Raw genomic sequence first — 19,457 nt, 5'->3', positions numbered from 1 at the left:
GGTCGCCGGCGGCGCCGTCCACATCGTCGTCGCCGCCCTCGTCGCGCCCGCCGCCTCAGTCGGACGGCGCCGCCCGCACCGCCCAGCGCTCCTCCACCCTCGCCAGCCGCCAGTACCCCAGCGCCGCCGCCCACACCGCCACGAACAGGCCGACGATGAGGTAGCCGACGTTGCCCAGGTCCAGGCCGGACACCCAGCCGGTGACCGGATCGCTGAGGTGGAACTTCTCGTGCAGGACGCCGACCAGTTCGATGGTGCCGATGAAGAAGGCGACGGCGATGGACAGTCCGGTGATGGCGAGGTTGTAGAACACCTTGCGGACGGGGTTGGCGAAGGCCCACTGGTAGGCGAAGTTCATGAACGTGCCGTCCAGGGTGTCGAACAGGCTCATCCCGGCGGCGAACAGCAGCGGCAGGCACAGGATGGCGTACCAGGGCAGGCCGGCCGCCGCGCCCGAGCCGGCCATCACCATCAGGGTGACCTCGGTGGCCGTGTCGAAGCCGAGGCCGAAGAGGAAGCCCAGCGGGTACATCTGCCCCGGCCGGGACACGGACCGGGTCAGCCGGCCCAGCAGCCGGTTCATGAACCCGCGCGAGTCCAGGTGCCGTTCCAGCTCCGTCTCGTCGTACGCGCCCGCGCGCATCGCCCGGAAGACCTTCAGGATGCCCGCGAGGGCCACCAGGTTCAGGGCGGCGATGAGATAGAGGAACGACCCGGAGATCGTCGTGCCGAGCACCCCGAGCACCTGGTGGGTGGCGGAGCCCTCGTTCATCACCTTCCCGGCCAGCGAGGTGCCGCCCGCGATCAGCAGGGCCAGCAGCACGACCACGCTGGAGTGCCCGAGCGCGAACCAGAACCCCACCGACACCGGCCGCTTGCCGTCGGCCATCAGCTTGCGGGTGGTGTTGTCGATCGCCGCGATGTGGTCGGCGTCGAAGGCGTGCCGCATCCCGAGGGTGTAGGCGGTGATCCCGAGCCCCACCCCGAACACCTCGGTCCCGACCTTGTAGTGCCGGGGCGCGACCAGCAGATAGAGGATCCCGAACGCGACGACGTGCAGGGCGAGGATCACCACCAGCAGCCCCGCCGTCTTCAGGGTGTCCTCGCGTCGCCAGCGGAAAGAAGCAGCATCGACCATCGGGTTCACGCTCCAGCACCTCGTGGATCACTTCGTGAGCTGCCGTGGCCGGTCTCCTGGCTTACGGGTCACACGTCCGCCGTCCCTGCCTTCCCGGTCGTACGACCAGTGGCCCGGCGGTGTGCCGGACGGAACGGGAACTCCCCGATCACAGTGGCGAGGGCCGCGTCGACCTTGCATCGACTTCCCGAGCACCACGGCCCGCCCACCGTAGAGGGGCGCGCGGTTTCCTGCATAGCTGCACAGCCGGGCAGGTATGCAAGATCACATCGGGGCCTGCCAGGATGGGGGCATGCATCTCGTGCCTGCCGACCGTGCCGAGCGCCGGACCATCGACGGTCACCGGGTGTGCGAGGCGATCGCCGCCATCGGCGACGCGGGGCAACTGCGCACCTGGGCCGACCGTTTCTCGCTGCTGGCCGACGCCAACCGGCTCGCCCTGCTGCTCGCGCTGCACCGGACGGGGCCGCTGGCCGTCTCCGACCTCGCGATCGCCACGGGCATGAACGACCCGGCCGTCTCCCAGGCCCTGCGGCTGCTGCGCGCGGCCGGGGTCGTCGCGGGGGAGAAAGAGGGGCGCGTGGTGCGCTATCGGGTGGTGGACGAGGACGTACGGGGCCTGTTGGAGCACTGCGGCGCCTGAGCGCCCCCGAAAAGGTTCCCTTTTGGGCAATGTGGACAGATAGAGATTCCCTACTGTCGTCCGTCCCTTGGGAGCCCGTATGGCAGACCGCCCACCGGACCTCTCGTCCAGGAACCCCGACTGGTGGCGCCAGGCCGTCATCTACCAGGTCTATCCGCGCAGTTTCGCCGACGCCGACGGTGACGGCCTCGGTGACCTCCGGGGCCTGACCGAGCGCCTGTCCCACCTCGCCACGCTCGGCGTCGACGCCCTGTGGCTGAGCCCCTTCTACCCCTCCGAACTCGCCGACGGCGGCTACGACGTCATCGACCCGCGCGGTGTCGACGAGCGCCTGGGCACCCTGGACGACTTCGACGCCCTGGTGACCGAGGCGCACCGGCTCGGTCTGAAGGTCGTCGTGGACCTCGTGCCCAACCACACCTCCCATCTGCACCCGTGGTTCCGGGAGGCGCTGCGGGCCGGGCCCGGCTCGGCCGCCCGCGAGCGGTACGTCTTCCGGCCGGGGCGCGGACCGCACGGCGAACTGCCCCCCACCGACTGGCAGTCGGTGTTCGGCGGCAGCGCCTGGCGGCGGGTGGCCGACGGCGAGTGGTACCTGCATCTGTTCGCCCCCGAGCAGCCCGACCTGAACTGGGACAACGAGGAGGTCCGCGCCGACTTCCGCACCACCTTGCGGTTCTGGTCCGACCGGGGCGTGGACGGCTTCCGCGTGGACGTCGCCCACGGCCTGGCCAAGGACCTCACCGAGCCGCTGCGGGACCTCGGCGCCCACAGCACGACCGGCGAGTCGGCCCTGCGGCACCTGCCGCCCGGCAGCCACCCGTACTGGGACCGGGACGAGGTGCACGAGATCTACCGGGACTGGCGCAAGATCTTCGACGCCTACCGCCCGCCGCGCATGGCCGTCGCCGAGGCCTGGGTGCCGGGCGAGCGACGGGCCCTGTACGCCCGGCCCGACGAACTCGGCCAGGCGTTCAACTTCGAGTACCTGGAGGCCGGCTGGGACGCGGAGGAACTGCGCGGGATCATCGCCGACGCGCTGGCCACGGCCCACGCCGCCGGGGCCTCCGCGACCTGGGTGCTGTCCAACCACGACGTCGTGCGGCACGCCTCCCGGCTCGTGCTGCCGCCCGGCACCGACCCGGACGCCTGGCTGCTCACCCAGGGCACGGCGCCCGCGCTCGATCCGGCGGCCGGGCTGCGCCGGGCCCGGGCGGCGACCCTGCTGATGCTGGCGCTGCCCGGCTCGGCGTACCTGTACCAGGGCGAGGAACTCGGCCTGCCCGAGGTCGCCGACCTGCCCACGGAGGTGCTCCAGGACCCGATCTGGGAGCAGACCGGTCACACCCGCAAGGGCCGCGACGGCTGCCGGGTGCCGCTGCCGTGGACGCCGACCGGACCGTCGTACGGCTTCGGGCCCGGCGCCGGCTGGCTGCCGCAGCCCCCGTCCTTCGCGGCGTACGCCGTGGAGGCGCAGGCCGGTACGGAGGGCTCCACGCTGGAGCTGTACCGCACGGCCCTGCGGCTGCGCCGCAAGCTGCTGGACGGCGAGACGCTGACCTGGACGCCCCACGCGCCCGCCGGGGTGCTGGACTTCACCCGCACCGGCGCCTGGCGCAGCGTCACCAACCTGGGCGCCGAGCCGGTGCCGCTGCCGCCCGGCGAGGTCCGTCTGAGCAGCATGCCGCTGCCGGGCGGCGGGGTGCTGCCGCCGGACACCACCGTGTGGCTGGCCTGACCGGGCGCGGACGCCGCGTGGCCGCCCCGTGGGCGGTCAGCCGGCCGGCGGGGCCGGGCTCGTCCCGGCCCCGGGGCCGGGCGTGGTGGCGCCCGCGATGCCGTCGATGTCCACCGGGGTGGAGGTGGCCGACGGCGGCGGGGTGAGGACCACCTCCGGCCGGCCGGCGGCCGGGGGCGGCGGGGTCAGGTCGGAGTCCGGCAGCCTGGGCGGGGTGGTCTGCCGGAACAGGGTCCGGTCGAAGTCGACCAGACCCGTCTTCTCCATCACGGAGATGTGGTCCAGCACGGTGTCGTTGGCCTGGTCGGCGAGGGCCCGGACCAGCGAGTTCTTCGTGGTGGAGCGGATCTTCGCCACCGTGTTGAAGATGGAGCCGTGGGTCATCCGCAGGATGTTGGCGAAGTCGGTGTCGAACCGCCTGCCGCTCTCCCCCTCCAGCTGCCGCACGAAGCCCCGCTGCTGGGGGCTCGCCTCGTCGGGCAGCGCGATGTCCAGCAGGGGGGCGATCTTCCGGCAGGTGGCGTCCAGCGCCGCGTGCCCGTCGACCAGGTGCCGGCTCGCCGTGACCACCGCCGGGGAGCCGCCCTTGCGCAGCCCGATCCGCCCGACCGGGTACTCCCACAGCCCGGCCGCCCGGACCTTCACCACGAAGTCCCGGTCCTGCTCGGTCAGCGGCCCCCACCGCGTGCCGGCGATGACCCGGTCCTGCGCGCCGGAGACCGTGCTCAGGCCGAGCATGCCCGGGTAGGCGAGCGCGGCGAGGGTCAGGGCCATCGCACCGCCCACGAACAGCGTTCCCGTCGTGTTCCGCGACATGCGCACCGTGCCTCCTGCCGGGGGTCTCCGCGTCCACGGCCGGACCCGCGGCGGTCCGCGCGTCCGGTACGCCCAGGCAGTACGGACGCGAGGCCCGTCGCTCTCAACGGCGGCGGGTAAAGATTCCGCGGGTCCGGACGACGGCGTCCCCCCGCACGTCCGAAAGCCGCTGCCGCCCCGGAACCCGGATGCCGGTTGTCAGTGACATGACCTACGCTTTGCACACTCGCCACGCGCGGCCCACGGCTCACGCACAGGGGGTCCACTGACAGTCGCATCCGCGCGGGCACCCATGTCTTTCATTCGTTCCGGGGGGTTCGAATCAGCGTGCGCAAGCGCTCACTCACGGCCGCCACCACCCTGGCGGTCCTGATCAGTTCGGCGGCCCTGGCCGCCACCCCGGCGTTCGCCGACTCCAGCGCCGTCCTGCCGGTGCGGCAGACCGGTGACATCGTCGTGGACGCCGTGCACCGGCAGGTCTTCGTCAGCGATCCGCTGAACGGCAAGATCGTCGTCACCGACTTCGCCGGCGAGGTCGTCAAGCAGCTCACCACCAACCTGTCCGGCGTGTACGGCCTGGAGCTGTCCGCCGATTCCGGCACGCTCTACGCGGCCGTGCAGGACCTCGACGCCATCGCGGTCTTCGACACCGCCACCGACACCGAGACCACGCGCTACGAGGTCGGCGACAAGCCGCTCAGCGTCGCCCTCGCGGGCGGCAGGCTGTGGTTCGGCTACGGCGGCGCCGCAGCGGGCGACCTCGGCTCCGTGGACCTGACCGCCGAGGACCACAAGGTCACCCTCGGCCAGGACGGCGACTGGTACGAGGCCCCGCTGCTGGACGCCGCGCCCGGCTCGGACACGCTCGTCGCGGGCGCGGTCGGGCAGAGCCCGGTCGAACTGGCCTCGTACGACGTCTCCTCGGGCACCGCCACCAAACTGGCGAGCACCCGCGAGGCGGGCAGCAACCTCGGCGACCTCCAGGTCACCCCCGACGGCAAGGACGTCGTGGTGGCCAGCGGCGCCCCGTACTACCAGCAGGTGTTCCGCACCGCCGACCTGAACGAGGACGGCAAGTACGTCACGGACGCGTACCCGAACTCGGTCGCCATCGCGCCCGACGGCACGGTCGCGGCCGGCATCGACGGCACGTACGACCCGGACGTGTACATCTTCCGGCCGGGCAGCAGCGAGGCGGTGCGCACCTACGACTTCCCGAACACGGGCACCGGTTCCGGCTCCGACCTGCTGGTCCGCGCCGGTCTGGCCTGGGCCCCGGACGGCTCCCGGCTGTTCGCGGTGACCCGCAACAGCCGGGGCGTGGTCTCCCTGCGCGTGCTCACCGCGCCCGCCAAGGCGGCCACCACCGTCACCGTGGACGCGCCGGCCACCGCGGCCCGCGCCAAGCAGCTCACCGTCAAGGGCAAGGCCACCGCCGGGACCGCCCTGCCCGCCGGGACGAAGCTGACCGTGACCCGCACCGACCTGGAGTCCCCGAAGGGCAAGGCACTGCCCGCGGCGGTCACCAAGGCCGACGGCACGTTCTCGTTCACCGACACCCCGCCGGCCGGCGGCAAGGTGACGTACACGGTGGCCTACGCGGGGGACGCCGGGCACACGGCGGGCTCGGGTTCGGACGCCGTGGACGTCTCCCGCGCCAAGCCGGCGCTGACCGTCGACAACAACGGCAAGGTGTACGCGTACGGCAAGGACGTCAAGTTCACCGCGCACCTCGGCAAGACGTACAAGAACCGCACGGTGGAGATCTGGGCCGACCCCTTCGGCTCCGACAAGCCGAACAAGCTGGTGAAGTCCGGCAAGGTCGACGCCGACGGCAACCTGTCGGCCACCCTCGACCTGAAGCGGGACACCAAGGTCACCGCCAAGTTCTCGGGCGACTCCCGGTACACGTCGGCCGCCGCGTCCAGCACGGTCGGCGCCAAGGTCGCCGTGTCCGCCTCGCTCTCCGGTCACTACAAGAAGAAGTCGACGTGGGGCCACACGTACCACTTCTTCCACAAGAACAAGAACCCGCTGGTCACGACCAAGATGTCGTACTACCGGGGGCGGGCGCAGAAGTTCGAGTTCGAGGTGTACTACCAGGGCCGCTGGTACCCGAGCGAGCCGGCGTACTTCAAGCTCGGCTCCGACGGCGTGTCCAAGGTCAGCATCACCGGCGACCACGGCGAGGACGTCGGCTGGCGCTTCCGGGTTCGCTCGTCGTACGTCAACGGCTCGTCCGGCGACACGGTGAACTCCACGACGCACGGCGCCTGGCAGTACTTCACCTTCACCAAGTGACGACGGGGCCTAGGGGGCGGCCTGGAGGCGGCCCAGCTGGCGCCGGATGTCCTCCAGGGCCCCGCTGCGGCGTCCGGGCACCCTGAGGCGCAGTTCCGCGAGCGCGGGTCCGATCTCCCGGGCCCGCGCCGTGTCCTCGATGCGGCCCCACTGGTGGTGGGCGCGGTCCACGGCCGCCTCCACGGCGGGCGCGTCCGCCGCCTGGCCGGCGGCGAGGCGGGCCTCGGCCACCGCCAGCCAGGCCCGGCAGCTGCGCGCCGGGTCCCCGGCGAACATCGCCAGGTCGGCCCGGACCTCCCGCCAGTGCAACGCCTGCTCGGACCCGTCGCCGTACGCCCGCACGGCGTCCTCCTCGAACCGCGCGGCCAGCCCGTCCGCCTCCCCGTGCCGCCCGTCCCGCACGGCCGCGCTGATGGCGGCGTGCGGGTCGGCGGGGACCGCCCGCGGCGGGCCGCCGGCGGGCACGGACGGCTCCGCCCCGCGGCCCGGTACGCCACCGGCCACCGCGCCGGGCGGTTCCCCGGCGGGCCCCCACGGCGCCGGGACCGCCGGCACCCGGGCCGGTGGAACGAGGGGGCCCGCCGCGTGACCGCCCGGGTGCGCCAGCAGCAGGTTGCCCCTGGTCTCCTCGGGCACACGGCTCAGGACCTGTTCGTGGAGGGTGCCCAGCGGGGGGCGGTGGCCGCTGCGCAGGAGGGTGGCGACCGTCTTCATGTACGCCGGTTCGGCCAGGCGCCGGCCGGCCGGCGGGGCGAGGCGGCCGTACACGGCGGTGTGGGGGCCGCAGTCGAGGCCGCGCTCGGTGATGTGCCGCCAGGCCTCCGCGTCCGCGTGCAGGTCGACGATCAGCGCGGTGTCCGCGGCCGAGCGCAGGCGCAGTTCCTCGCGGATCCAGTGCCAGGGCAGCGCGGTGTAGCGGACGGTGGCCGCGGTCGTGCGGGCCAGGGCCAGATGGGGCCGGTGCTGGCGCCGGTCCAGGTGCAGTTGCCCGGTGAGGTACACGGTGAGCGGCCCGGGCGCCGCTGCGGCGGCCCGCAGCCGGGTGAGGACGGCCTGCGGTTCCAGCGGGTCGGCGAGTTCGACGACGTTCGCGGTGTCGGTGCCGGACAGCACGGCGGGGGCGACGGCCGCCAGCACCGGCAGGACACCGGCCGCGTCCACCAGGCGCCCCCGGCCCACCGGCGAGGCCGCGAGCAGCAGCACGGTTCCGGGCATCGTGCCTCCCCCTGTCACCCTGCGGAGCCCGTGGGGTCCTCCGGTCCCGAGGCCCTCGTAGATCCGCTCTCCAGCCAGCACCGTAACCGCTGGCGCAGCGCATCGGGGCCTCAGTACCGCAAACGTCCCTGTTCGAGGTCTTCGCCCGGCGGGCCGCCGCCCGCCAGCCGCCGCACCGCGAAGATCGTGGTGTCGTCCGCCAGCCGGCCCCCGCCGTGCCGCAGCACGCCGTCGCGGACCCGGCGGACCAGCCGGTGCGGGGCGGCCCGGCGCGGGTCGGCGCGGACCGCGCGGTCGACCTCGCCGGTCAGGTCGTAGAAGTCGCCGGACCGGTCGCGGGCCTCGGTCACCCCGTCGGTGACCAGCAGCAGTGTCTCCTCCGGGCCGAGCGGCACCCGCCGCACGGGCGGCAGGCCGCCCGCGAGGTCGGCGCAGCCGAGCGGCATCCCGTCGCCGCTGGGCAGCTCGCGCACCCCGTGCGGGCCGACGGCGAGCGGCGGTTCGTGGCCGAAGTTGACCATCTCGACGGTCCCGGGCGTGTCCGCGGGGAACGCGATCAGCGCGGCCGTGGCGAACCGGTCGCCGTCGGCCCCGCCGAGCGCGACGGTGTGGAAGCGGTGGCGCAGCATCCGGATCTCCAGCCGCTCGGCGACGGTCGCGAGCTCCTTCTCGTGGTAGCCGGCCTCGCGGAAGGTGCCGAGCAGCGCGGCGGCGGCCTCCACCGCGCCGAGGCCCTTTCCCTGGACGTCGCCGACCAGGACGCGGGTGCCGTGCGGGCTGGGCTGGATGTCGTAGAAGTCGCCGCCGACCCGGGCCTCGACGTCGGCCGCCAGGTACACCCCGGCATGCTCCAGCCCGGCCCAGCCGGGCGGCAGCGGGCGCAGCACGGTGCGCCGGGTGGTGTCCGCGATGCCCCGGATGCGCACGACCTGCCGTTCCCGGCGCACGCGCGCGGCGGCGGCGAGGGTGGCCAGCCCGCCGCCGACGGCGACCAGGATGAAGTCGCCGAGCCCGGCCTGGTACTGCTCGGGCCAGGCGCTGTCCACGACGACGTAGACCGCGACGGCCAGCAGCCCGTACCCGGCCGTCGTCCAGACCCCGCAGATCGCCGAGGAGATGCCCGGGACCAGGACGATCCAGGAGATCATCCGCAGTCTCTCCCCGGTGGCGAAGTCCAGCAGGACGACGCCGGTCAGGAGCAGCAGCGGGAGCAGCCAGGCGACGCTCCGTCCGCGCACCCGCAGCAGTGGTCGCCGCCCGTACTCCATCCACGTCACGGCCGGCAGCCCTCCATGTCCTCAGCGAAGCACGGGGGAGATCGGCACGCATCCGGGCACCGCCCGCCCTCCCGGCCGAGTTGCCGGGCCCTGTCCGCCGGTGTGCCCTGGTAGCGGGGGCGGTTAGGGGGCGAGCAGGAAGGAGTGCCCTCATGGCTCAAGCGGCACCCGCGCCCGGCGGCATGTCCCGGCCCGGCCGCACGCCCGAGGTGGAGGGCCGGGCGGCCGATGTCCGCGCCCGCCCGCCCGACGTCTTCGACGCCCGCGCCCACCGGCTGGCCCGGATCGCCGTGCCGGTCGTGCTGGGCCTCGTCTACGGCTACTGGGTGGCGGCCAACAACCGCTCCGGCGGCCCGATCACCGGCTGGAACCTGCTGCTCGGCTTCGTCAGCGCGCTGGTGTTCGCGGTGCTGTGCGCGGCGCTGCTGGCGCTGGCGTCCCGGGTGCCGCGGGAGGTGCACGCGCTGCTGTGGACGGCGTTCGTCGGCTGCGCGTTCGGTTTCCTGTACGCCCAGACCGGCAAGCCGGTGCTGCGTTCCCTGGTGATGTCGCTGCTGGTCGCGGCGGGCACCTTCATGGCGTTCTTCTACCGCTACTACACGCGGGAGGACGCCTTCGGGCGCCGGGTCCGCTGAGCGGCGGCGCCCGGGCCCGCGCCGGCGTGCGCGCGGCGTACGTCGGCGTACCCGCGGGCCGGTTCACGTCGGCCTACCCGCAGGCCGGTGCACGTCGGCGTACGCCCGGGCGCGGAACGCTCCCTCGCGCCGGGCGGGGTCCCCTTTCCGCCAAGCGGGTCCTCCCGCCGCCCGAACGCAGTGCTCCCGCTCGCGCGCGGGCCCCGGGGGCCCTTGCCTGGACCTGTGCCCCCACGACGCCTCAGGAGTGCCCTGTCGGCCGTACTGATCACCCTGTCCTGCCTCCTCGTCCCGTTCGGCGCGCTGGCGGCCTGGGCGGCGTACGGGCTGGCCGACACGGACCGGTACGTCACCGCCATGGCGCCGCTCGCCGCCGACCCGGCCGTGCGGGAGGCCGTCGCGGACACCGTCGGCGACGGCCTCCTGCGCGCCGTCGACCAGCACCTGGACGTCCGCCCGGCGCCCGGCCCGGTGCGCCCGTTCGTGCGCGACGCGGTGCGCTCCTTCACCCACACCCGGACCTTCCGGCTGGCCTGGGACACCGGCAACCAGGTCACCCACGACGCCGTGCTGCGCGCCCTGCGCGGGCGGGACGAACGCGCCGTCACCGTCGACCTGGCCCCCGTCACCGCGCAGGTCAAACGCCAGCTCACGCACGACCACGTGCCGCTCGCCGCGCGCATCCCGGTGGAGCACACCGTGGTCGCCGTGCTCCCGGCGGGCCGGCTGAGCGCCCTCCGGAAGGGGTACCACGTGCTGGAGGTCGCCGGTTCCTGGCTGCCGGCCGCGTCCGTGGCGTTCGCCGTCGGCGGGATCGCGCTCGCCGTCCGCCGGCGCCGGGCCGTGGCCGCCACCGCCCTGGGCACGGCCCTGGGCGGCGCGCTGCTGGTCCTCGCGCTCCGCGTCGGCCGTGCGCTGACCCTGGCCGACCTGCCCGCCGGGATGTCGCACGGCGCCGCGGGCGCGGTCTACGACGCCCTGACCGCTTCGCTGCGCGACGCCGCCTGGCTGCTGCTCGGCCTCGGCCTCGCCGTCGCCCTCACCGCCTGGCTCACCCGCCGGCTGCGCCTGCCCCGCCCCGCACGGGACCGGCGGGCGTCACCGTCCCCCGCCCCGGCCCCGACCCGGGCCCGGGCCTGACCCGCCCGCCCCCGGCGAAGCCCGCCCGGGCGTTGGTGAGGCATGCCGGTCCGGCGGGCGGTGCGTGAGTCGGGGGGTGGCTGCGGGGTCGGCGGGGGCGTGGTGTCGAGGACCCCCGCCAACGCCCGGCGTCCGACGGCCCCCGCGCCGAAGCCCGCGCCCGGAGTGACAGCGCTCCCCGGCCCGCACGGCGGCCACGACCACACCCGCCGCCCGGCCTCACCACCCCCGGCTCACCCGCCGGCCGCGTCCGCCCCCTCCCGCGCGAGACCGGCGAGCGCCGAGAGGGCCCGTGCCAGTTCGCGCTCCGGTGCCGAGCCGAGGCCGAGCCTGACCGCGTCCGGGGCCCGGCCGGCGCCGACGGCGAAGGCAGTGCCCGGGGTGACGGCGATCCCGCGGTCCAGCGCGGCGGCCGTGAAGGTGTCCGCCCGCCACGGCGCCGGCAGCTCCCACCAGGCGAAGTAGGCGGCCGGGTCGGAGCGTACGGCGAACCCGGCCAGCCGCTCGGCGAGCAGCCGCTGCCGCCGCCGCGCGTCCTGCCGCTTCGCGGCCACCAGCCGGTCCACGGTGCCGTCGCCGAGCCAGCGCACCACCGCCTCCAGCGCGAAGCCGCCCGCGCTCCACCCGCCGGAGCGCACGGCCCGCGCCACCGCCTCGACGCGGCCCGGGGGCGCGACGACGAAACCGGCGGTGAGCCCGGGCGCGACCCGCTTGGACAGGCTGTCGACGAGGTGCACCAGGCCCGGCGCGAGCGTGGCGAGCGCGGGCGTGCCGCCCGGCTGGAGGAAGGCCCAGATGCGGTCCTCGACCACCGGTATCCCCAGCCTGTGGACACAGTCGGCGAGCTGCCGCAGCCGCCCGGCGCCCGTGGTCAGCGAGGTCGGGTTGTGCAGGGCGGGCTGGAGGTAGAGGGCGGACAGCGGCGCGGCGCGGTGGGCGTCGGCCACCGACTCGGGCACGGGCCCCTCGGCGTCCGTGGCGAGCGGCACGAGGAGCACGCCGAGACGCGCCGCGATCTCCTTGACCAGCGGATACGTCAGCGGTTCCACCCCGACCCGGCCGCCGGGCCGCACCAGCGAGGCGAGCGCGGCGGCGATCGCCTGGCGGGCGTTGCCGGTGAACACGATCCGCTCCGGCCCGCACCGCGCCCCGCCCCGGGCCAGCAGCGCGGCGACCGCCTCCCGGGCCACCGGGGTGCCCGTGGCGGCGGCCGGCCGCAGCGCCTGGCCGAGCGCGTCCGGCCGCAGCAGGGCGGCGAGGGCGGGGGCCAGCAGCTCGGCCTGGCCGGGCGCGGACGGGTAGTTCAGCTCCAGGTTCACCAGCGGGGCGCCGGCCGCCTCGGTCAGGGCGAGTCCCGGCTGCCCGTCCGGCGCGGTGGCCCGGACGAAGGTGCCGCGCCCGACCTCGCCCACCACCAGCCCCCGGCGCACGAGTTCGGCGTAGACCCGGCCGGCCGTGGACGGCGCGATGCCGTGCCGCCGGGCGAACGCCCGCTGCGGGGGCAGCCGTTCACCGGGGCGGAGCCGCCCGCCGGTGATGTCGGCCGCGATCCGGTCCGCGATGCGCCGGTAGTCGTCCACAAGTCCCCCTGTTCTCCGCTGCGTTGGATTGCACCGAGGGCAAAGATCTTATTGCGCCGAGCAAGCGGCCGCGCCTAGGGTCGTGGCCATGCCCCCCTTCCTCGCATTCGAGGACAAAGGCCCCGAGAACTCTTCCCGGCCTCCCCTCGTCCTCGTCCACGGCCACCCCTTCGACCGCACGATGTGGCACCCGCAACTGGCGGAGTTCTCCGCCGGCCGCCGGGTGATCGCCCCCGATCTGCGCGGCTACGGCGCCTCCCCCGTGTCCCCGGGCACGGTCCCGCTCTCCCGCCACGCCGAGGACATCGCCGGCCTCCTGGACCACCTGTCCGTGGACTCCTTCGTCCTGGCCGGCCTGTCCATGGGCGGCCAGATCGTCATGGAGTGCCTCGACCGCTTCGGCGACCGGATCCGCGGCCTGGTCCTCGCCGACACCTTCCCCGCCGCCGAGACTCCGGAGGGCAGGCGGGGCCGCAACGCCATGGCCGACCGGCTCCTGGCCGAGGGCATGCGGGGCTACGCCGACGAGGTGCTGGAGAAGATGGTCGCCCCCTACGCCGACCCCGCGGTCAAGGCGCACGTGCACCGCATGATGACGGCCACCCCGCCCGAGGGCGCCGCGGCGTCCCTGCGCGGCCGGGCCGAACGCCCCGACTACCGGGCGCTGTTGACGAAGGTCGCCGTGCCCGCCCTGGTGCTGGTCGGCGCCGACGACACCTACACCCCCGTCACCGACGCCGAGGAGATGCACGCGGCCCTGCCCGACTCCGTCCTGCACGTCGTCGAGGGCGCCGCCCACCTGCCCAACCTGGAGCGCCCCGAAAAGTTCAACCGGCACCTCGCGGCGTTCCTGGCCCGGCTGGACGAGGACGCGTAGGCCCCGGCCGGGCCCGCCCTCACCCGGCGCCGGAAAACTCCCCGGAATCCACCACTGACCCATAATGGGCGCATGCCCCGAGAGTTCCCCATCGGCCTGACCCCTCCCGACTGGCTGGTGGCGAACCTCAGACCCCAGCGGGCACCGGTGAACCGGTCCGCCGTGATCCGCGCCGCCGTCGCCATGGCCCTCCCGCTGGCGGCCGGCCTCGCCGCGGGCCGCCCGGCCTACGGCGCCCTCGCCTCCATGGGCGCCCTGTCCGGGGTCATCGGCGACACCGCCGACGCCTACCGGATGCGCATCCTCAACATCGCCGTCCCCCAGCTCTTCGGCGCCGTCGGGGTGACCCTGGGCACCCTGGCGTACGGCCACGGCTGGTACGCGGTGGCCGCGGTCACCGGCGTCGCGCTGGTCTCCGGGATGATCTCCACGATCGGCGCGGTGGCCTCGGTGTCGGGCCTGCTGCTGCTCCTGAACTGCGTGGTCGGCGCGGGCCTGCCGATGCCGTCCCCCTGGTGGCTGGCCCCGGCCCTGATGACCGGCGGCGGGCTGCTGGTGCTGCTCCTCGCCCTGCTGGCCTGGCCGCTGCGCGCGGGGGTCCCCGAGCGGACCGCGGTCGCCGCCACCTACCGCGCGGTCGCCGACCTGCTCGCCACCGCCGGCACGGACCGCGCCGAGGCGTACGAGGAGGCCCGCCGCGCCGTCACCCGCTCGCTGAACGATTCCTACGACCTGATCCTGGCCCGGCGCGCCCGCCACCACGGCCGCAGCCCGGACCTCACCCGCCTGCTGGCCCGGCTGAACGCGATCACCCCGGTGATCGAGGCGGCCCCCGCCGCCCATCTGGCGGGCCGCCCGCTGCCCCCGCCGATCCCCGAAGCGGTCCGCGCCCTGGCCCGCCGGGTGGCGACGGACACGGCCCCCCTGCCCGCCTTGGACCTCCCCGTGCCCACCACGGAGACGGCCCGGGCGGTGGACCACGCCCTGCGCCACACCGCCGAGGTCGTCGCCGCGCCCGACGTGGACCCCCGGGGCATCGACGACCGCCTGGGCCGGCCGGCCACGCTCGGCATCCGCACGGCCCGCGCCGCGCGCAACGTCATGCTGTCCGCCAACTCCTGGCGCTACGGCGTCCGGCTGGCGGTCTGCATCGGCCTCGCCCAGGCGCTGGTGTCGCTGGTCCCCGTCCCGCGCTCCTACTGGGTCGCGCTGACCGTCACCTTCGTCCTCAAGCCGGACTTCGGCTCGGTGTTCTCCCGCGCCCTGCTGCGCGCCCTCGGCACGGTGGCCGGACTGGTGGTGGCGGCGGTGGTCCTCGCCGAGGTGCCCCTGGGCTGGTGGGACGTCCCGGTCCTGTTCCTCCTCGCGCCGCTGATCCCCGCACTGACCCCGCGGGGCTACGGCTACCAGACCGCGGCCATCACCCCGGTGATCCTCCTGCTGTCCGACGTGCTCAACCGCCAGGGCACGGGCCTGCTGCTGCCCCGGCTGAACGACTCGCTGCTGGGCTGCGCGATCGCCCTGACGGCCGGTTACCTGTGCTGGCCGGAGAGCTGGCACACCCGGGTGGGCGACCGGCTGGCCGACGCGGTGGCCGACACTGCGGTCTACGTCGAGGAGGCGTTCGGCCCCGGCACCGACCCGGCCGCGCGGGCCCGGATGCGCCGCCGGCTCTACCGCGACCTGTCCGTCGTCCGCACGGAGTTCCAGCGGGCCCTGACCGAACCGCCGCCGACCGGGCGGCGGGCCGCCGCGTGGTGGCCGCTGGTGGTGGCGGTGGAGCGCATCGTCGACGCCACGACGGCGGCCCGGGTCCGCGTCAAGCACGGCGCGGCGCCCCCGTCACCGGCGGAGATCACGCAGGTGACCCTGCAACTGCGGGAGCTGGCCGAGGGGGTGCGGCGGGACCGGGCCCCGACCGCCGTCCGCACCGATCTCACCGGGCCCGCGGACAGTGTGCTGGAGCCGCTGCGCCAGGAGGTGGCGGCGGCCCGCTCGATCACGTCCCCGCGCTGACCGGTCCCGCGCCATCGGGCCGCTAACCTTACGTGTCCGTCCTGGCCAGCGATCGACGGGCTACAACTCATGCGAAGGGTTGCGCACATGGGCATTCTCACTCTCCTGCGGAACGCGTTCGGCCGCTCACGCAAGCCACGAGCCACCGAGCCGGAGGGTGCCCCCGAGACCCCCGAGCAGCCGTCCGCCCCGGAGCCCCGCCAGTCCCCCGCCGAGGAACACGACCTGGTGGCAGCCGCCTTCGATCACGTCAAGGTCCCCCACCAGACCCCTCCGGAACCGACGGACCCCCCTTCACCGGAGCCGGTGACGGCAGAGCTGAAGCTGGCAGCGCCGAAGCCGGCAGAGCCGGTGACGGCGGAGCCGAAGGCAGTAACCGAGCCCGCCCCGGAGCCGAAGGCAGCACCGGAGTCGGCGCCCGAGAGCGCTGCGGAGCCGGAAACGGCACCGGGCACGCCGGCCCCCGCCCATCCGGACCCGCAAGCGGCAACGGAGACCGCCCCGGAACCGGAGGCGACCCCGGAGACCGCACCCGAGTCCGACCCGGAACCCGAGCAGGCAGCCGCGACCGCCCCGGAGCCCGAGCCGGCAGCCGCGACCGACCCGGAGCACAAGCCGGCAGCAGAGGCCGGACCGGAGCACAAGCCGGAGGCAGCAGCCAGGCCTGAGCCGCAGGCGGACGCGGCAGCCGGGTCCGAACCGAAGGCGAACGCGGAGCCCACGGCGGAACCGGGGCCCACGGCGAAGCCGGAGGCGGACGCCGAGCCCGCCGCGAAGCCGAAGGCGGACGCGGAACCCACCGCGAAGCAGGAGGCGGACGCGGAACCCGCCGCGGAACCGAAGCCCACGGCGAAGCCGGAGGCGGACGCGGAGCCCGCCGCGAAGCCGGAGGCGGAACCGGAGCCCACCGCGGAGCCGAAGCCCACGGCGGAGCCGAAGGCGGACGCCGAGCCCACGGCGAAGCCGAAGGCGGACGCGGAACCCACGGCGGAGCCGAAGGCGGACGCGGAACCCACGGCGGAGCCGAAGGCGGACGCGGAACCCGCCGCGGAACCGAAGCCCACGGCGAAGCCGAAGGCGGAACCGGAGCCCACGGCGAAGCCGGAGGCGGAACCGGAGCCCACGGCGAAGCCGGAGGCGGAACCGGAGCCCACCGCGAAGCCGGAGGCGGAACCGAAGCCCACGGCGGAGCCGAAGGCGGACGCCGAGCCCACCGCGAAGCAGGAGGCGGAACCGCGGGCGGAGACGGACCCGCGGGCCGCCGACGGCGAGGACGCCCCACAGGGGCCACCCGCACCCGACGGCGAAAGCCGCACGGGTGGTGCGGGTGGGAACACGGACGCCGAAGGCGAAGCCGAGGCGTCGGCCGACAACGACCCGCACGCCGCCGACGACGAGACCCGCACGGGTGGTGCGGGCGGGAACGACACGGACGCCGAAGGCGGGGCGACCGCGCCCAGGCCCAAACCCGCCACCCCCCTCACCAGGGTCAAGTCCCGCACCCCCGCCCTGACCGCCGCCTACAAGGCCGCCACGGCCACCCTGCGGAAGAAGAACCTCACCGGCACCCGAGCGAAGCTCTACCTCGTGCTGGACCGCTCCGCGAGCATGCGCCCGTACTACAAGGACGGCTCCGCCCAGGCCCTCGCCGACCAGGCCCTCGCCCTCGCCGCCCACCTCGACCCCGACCCCACGGTCCACGTCGTCTTCTTCTCGACGGAGGTCGACGGCACCACCGACCTCACCCTCGCCCCCGGCCACGACACGAGGATCGACGACGTGCACGCCGGCCTCGGCCGCATGGGCCGCACCAGCTACCACGCCGCCGTAGCCGCCGTACTCGACCACCACGACAACCACCACGACAACCACCACGACGGCCATCCCGGCGGCGACGACGCCCGCACCCCCGCCCTCGTCCTCTTCCAGACCGACGGCGCCCCCGACGCCAAGACGCCCGCCACCCAGGCCCTCACCGAGGCCGCGGAGACCCACCCCGGCGTCTTCTTCTCCTTCGTCGCCTTCGGTGACCACGACAACAAGGCGTTCGACTACCTCCGCAAACTGAAGACCCCCAACGCGTCGTTCTTCCACGCCGGCCCCGCCCCCCGCGAGCTGACCGACGCCGAGCTGTACGAGGGCGTCCTCGCCCACTGGCGCCCGTAACGGAACGTAGTCACCGGCCGCCCCTTCCCACCCCGCGAAACGGGAAGCGGGCGGCCCACCCGTGTCGGCTACGATTTGAAGGTTCGAAACCGCAGAAAAGCAGCGACCTGGGAGCAGCCACGATGGCTCGACACCTCATCACCAGCGCCCTTCCGTACATCAACGGGATCAAGCACCTGGGCAACATGGTGGGGTCCATGCTCCCGGCGGACGTCTACTCCCGCTATCTGCGCCAGCGGGGCCACGACGTGCTCTACATCTGCGCGACGGACGAGCACGGCACCCCCGCCGAGCTGGCCGCCAAGGAGCAGGGCCTGCCGGTGGCGGAGTTCTGCGCCCGGGCGCACGACGCGCAGAAGGCGGTCTACGACGGCTTCGCGCTCGCCTTCGACTACTTCGGCCGCAGCTCCAGCCAGGAGAACGTCGAGATCACCCAGCACTTCGCCCGCAAGCTGAACGAGAACGGCTTCATCGAGGAGCGGGCGATCCGCCAGGTCTACAGCCCGGCCGACGGCCGCTTCCTGCCGGACCGCTACGTCGAGGGCACCTGCCCGCACTGCGGCTACGACAAGGCCCGCGGCGACCAGTGCGAGAACTGCACCCGTGTGCTGGACCCGACCGACCTGATCAACCCGCGCTCGGCGATCTCCGGCTCCACCGAGCTGGAGGTCCGCGAGACCAAGCACCTCTTCCTGCTCCAGTCCAAGCTCCAGCACGAGGTCGAGGCGTGGGTCGCCCGGCACGAGGACGACTGGCCGCAGCTCGCCTCCTCCATCGCCCGCAAGTGGCTGACCGAGGGCCTGCACGACCGCGCGATCACCCGTGACCTGGACTGGGGCGTCCCGGTCCCGGCGGACACCTGGCCGGAGCTGGCCGCCGAGGGCAAGGTCTTCTACGTCTGGTTCGACGCCCCGATCGAGTACATCGGCGCCACGAAGGAGTGGGCCGGCCAGGACCCGGAGAACCGGGACTGGAAGGCGTGGTGGTACGACGCCGACGACGCCGTCCGCTACACCGAGTTCATGGCCAAGGACAACGTCCCCTTCCACACGGTGATGTTCCCGGCCACCGAGCTGGGCGTGCGCGAGCCGTGGAAGAAGGTCGACTACGTCAAGGCGTTCAACTGGCTGACGTACTACGGCGGCAAGTTCTCCACCTCGCAGAAGCGGGGCGTCTTCACCGACCAGGCGCTGGACATCCTGCCCGCCGACTACTGGCGCTACTTCCTGATCGCCAACGCCCCGGAGTCGGACGACTCGTCCTTCACCTGGGAGCACTTCACGGCCACGGTGAACAAGGACCTCGCCGACACCCTCGGCAACTTCGTCAACCGCGTGCTGTCCTTCAGCAAGAAGCGGTTCGGCGAGGAGGTCCCGGCCGGCGGCGGGCCCGGCGAGGCGGAGGCGCGGCTCGGCGAGGAGATCGCCCGCCTGCTCGCCGAGTACGAGGAGCAGATGGAGGCCCTCCAGTTCCGCAAGGCCGCCGCCGCGCTGCGCGCCCTGTGGTCGGCCGGCAACTCCTACCTGGAGGAGAAGGCCCCCTGGCTGGAGATCAAGACGGACAAGGAGGGCGCGGCCCTCACCCTGCGTACGGCGATGAACCTGATCCACCTGTACGCGGTGGTCTCCGAGCCGCTGATCCCCGCCACCTCGGCGGCGATGCGCGCTGCCTTCGCCCTGCCGGACGACACCGCCCCCTGGGTCACCGCCGAGGAGGCCAGGGCCCTGACCGCCGTCCCGGCCGGCACCCCGTTCACGGTGCCGCCGGTCCTGTTCGCCAAGCTGACGGACGAGGACCTGCAGGCGTACAAGGAGCGCTTCGGCGGCGAGGAGGGCTGACCCCGCCGCTTCCCGTCCGCGTGAGGAGGGTGCCGGGCCGTTCGGGCCCGGCACCCTTTCGTGTGAAACGGGATTGC

The 19,457-nt window shown here is 74.3% G+C and carries 14 protein-coding genes and 1 riboswitch; of the genes, 9 read left to right on the top strand and 5 right to left on the bottom strand.

What is annotated here, in order from left to right:
* Window positions 1-55: 55 nt before the first annotated feature.
* Window positions 56-1,138 carry a Nickel transporter NicT gene (gene nicT, locus ACZ63H_RS11380; protein ID WP_469863850.1) on the bottom strand — a complete coding sequence of 361 codons (1,083 nt, stop codon included), beginning with the start codon at window positions 1,136-1,138 and terminating at the stop codon, window positions 56-58.
* A gap of 29 nt (window positions 1,139-1,167) precedes the next feature.
* Window positions 1,168-1,352: riboswitch (cobalamin riboswitch) on the bottom strand.
* 78 nt (window positions 1,353-1,430) lie between these two features.
* Here nicT and ACZ63H_RS11375 point away from each other — a divergent pair.
* Window positions 1,431-1,781, top strand: a complete 351-nt coding sequence (locus tag ACZ63H_RS11375) for an ArsR/SmtB family transcription factor (RefSeq protein WP_469863740.1) — start codon at window positions 1,431-1,433, stop codon at window positions 1,779-1,781.
* A gap of 79 nt (window positions 1,782-1,860) precedes the next feature.
* Complete coding sequence (locus ACZ63H_RS11370) at window positions 1,861-3,519, top strand: glycoside hydrolase family 13 protein (RefSeq protein ID WP_469863738.1); 1,659 nt, start codon at window positions 1,861-1,863, stop codon at window positions 3,517-3,519.
* 36 nt (window positions 3,520-3,555) lie between these two features.
* Here ACZ63H_RS11370 and ACZ63H_RS11365 read toward each other — a convergent pair whose 3' ends face one another.
* Window positions 3,556-4,335 (bottom strand): DUF4142 domain-containing protein, encoded by a 780-nt coding sequence (locus ACZ63H_RS11365; RefSeq protein ID WP_469863736.1) that lies wholly within the window; start codon window positions 4,333-4,335, stop codon window positions 3,556-3,558.
* 327 nt (window positions 4,336-4,662) lie between these two features.
* Here ACZ63H_RS11365 and ACZ63H_RS11360 point away from each other — a divergent pair, with 327 nt between their 5' ends.
* Window positions 4,663-6,636: an Ig-like domain repeat protein gene (locus ACZ63H_RS11360; RefSeq protein ID WP_469863734.1), complete on the top strand. Its 1,974-nt coding sequence runs from the start codon at window positions 4,663-4,665 to the stop codon at window positions 6,634-6,636.
* A 9-nt stretch (window positions 6,637-6,645) separates the two neighbouring features.
* Here the strand turns inward: ACZ63H_RS11360 and ACZ63H_RS11355 are convergent, their stop codons facing one another.
* Both ACZ63H_RS11355 and ACZ63H_RS11350 read right to left on the bottom strand, forming a co-directional pair.
* Entirely contained in the window at window positions 6,646-7,851 is a 1,206-nt protein-coding gene (locus ACZ63H_RS11355; RefSeq protein WP_469863733.1) for a hypothetical protein, read from the bottom strand.
* 110 nt (window positions 7,852-7,961) lie between these two features.
* Window positions 7,962-9,119 carry a PP2C family protein-serine/threonine phosphatase gene (locus ACZ63H_RS11350; protein WP_469863848.1) on the bottom strand — a complete coding sequence of 386 codons (1,158 nt, stop codon included), beginning with the start codon at window positions 9,117-9,119 and terminating at the stop codon, window positions 7,962-7,964.
* A 161-nt stretch (window positions 9,120-9,280) separates the two neighbouring features.
* On the opposite strand from ACZ63H_RS11350, the gene ACZ63H_RS11345 reads away from it, so the two are divergent.
* On the top strand, window positions 9,281-9,763 hold the full coding sequence (locus ACZ63H_RS11345) for a hypothetical protein (RefSeq protein WP_469863731.1): 483 nt from the start codon (window positions 9,281-9,283) through the stop codon (window positions 9,761-9,763).
* 225 nt (window positions 9,764-9,988) lie between these two features.
* Window positions 9,989-10,903 carry a hypothetical protein gene (locus ACZ63H_RS11340; protein WP_469863729.1) on the top strand — a complete coding sequence of 305 codons (915 nt, stop codon included), beginning with the start codon at window positions 9,989-9,991 and terminating at the stop codon, window positions 10,901-10,903.
* Between the two features lie 233 nt (window positions 10,904-11,136).
* Here the strand turns inward: ACZ63H_RS11340 and ACZ63H_RS11335 are convergent, their stop codons facing one another.
* Window positions 11,137-12,483 (bottom strand): aminotransferase-like domain-containing protein, encoded by a 1,347-nt coding sequence (locus tag ACZ63H_RS11335; RefSeq protein ID WP_469863727.1) that lies wholly within the window; start codon window positions 12,481-12,483, stop codon window positions 11,137-11,139.
* Between the two features lie 88 nt (window positions 12,484-12,571).
* Here ACZ63H_RS11335 and ACZ63H_RS11330 point away from each other — a divergent pair, with 88 nt between their 5' ends.
* The 4 genes from ACZ63H_RS11330 (at window position 12,572) to metG (ending at window position 19,380) form a co-directional block, all read left to right on the top strand.
* The gene (locus ACZ63H_RS11330; protein ID WP_469863726.1) at window positions 12,572-13,360 is read left to right on the top strand and encodes an alpha/beta fold hydrolase; all 789 of its coding nucleotides are present in this window, start codon (window positions 12,572-12,574) and stop codon (window positions 13,358-13,360) included.
* A gap of 72 nt (window positions 13,361-13,432) precedes the next feature.
* Complete coding sequence (locus ACZ63H_RS11325) at window positions 13,433-15,376, top strand: FUSC family protein (protein WP_469863724.1); 1,944 nt, start codon at window positions 13,433-13,435, stop codon at window positions 15,374-15,376.
* An 87-nt stretch (window positions 15,377-15,463) separates the two neighbouring features.
* Window positions 15,464-17,542 carry a VWA domain-containing protein gene (locus ACZ63H_RS11320; protein WP_469863722.1) on the top strand — a complete coding sequence of 693 codons (2,079 nt, stop codon included), beginning with the start codon at window positions 15,464-15,466 and terminating at the stop codon, window positions 17,540-17,542.
* Window positions 17,543-17,664: 122 nt separating this feature from the next.
* A complete protein-coding gene (gene metG / locus ACZ63H_RS11315) occupies window positions 17,665-19,380 on the top strand; it encodes a methionine--tRNA ligase (RefSeq protein ID WP_469863720.1) in 1,716 nt (571 codons plus the stop codon).
* The last annotated feature ends 77 nt before the right edge of the window (window positions 19,381-19,457 follow it).

The sequence above is a fragment of the Streptomyces sp. NPDC104831 genome (assembly GCF_055583025.1).
Note: the sequence above shows the minus strand (reverse complement) of the source record. Positions and strands in the feature narration are given on the sequence as shown.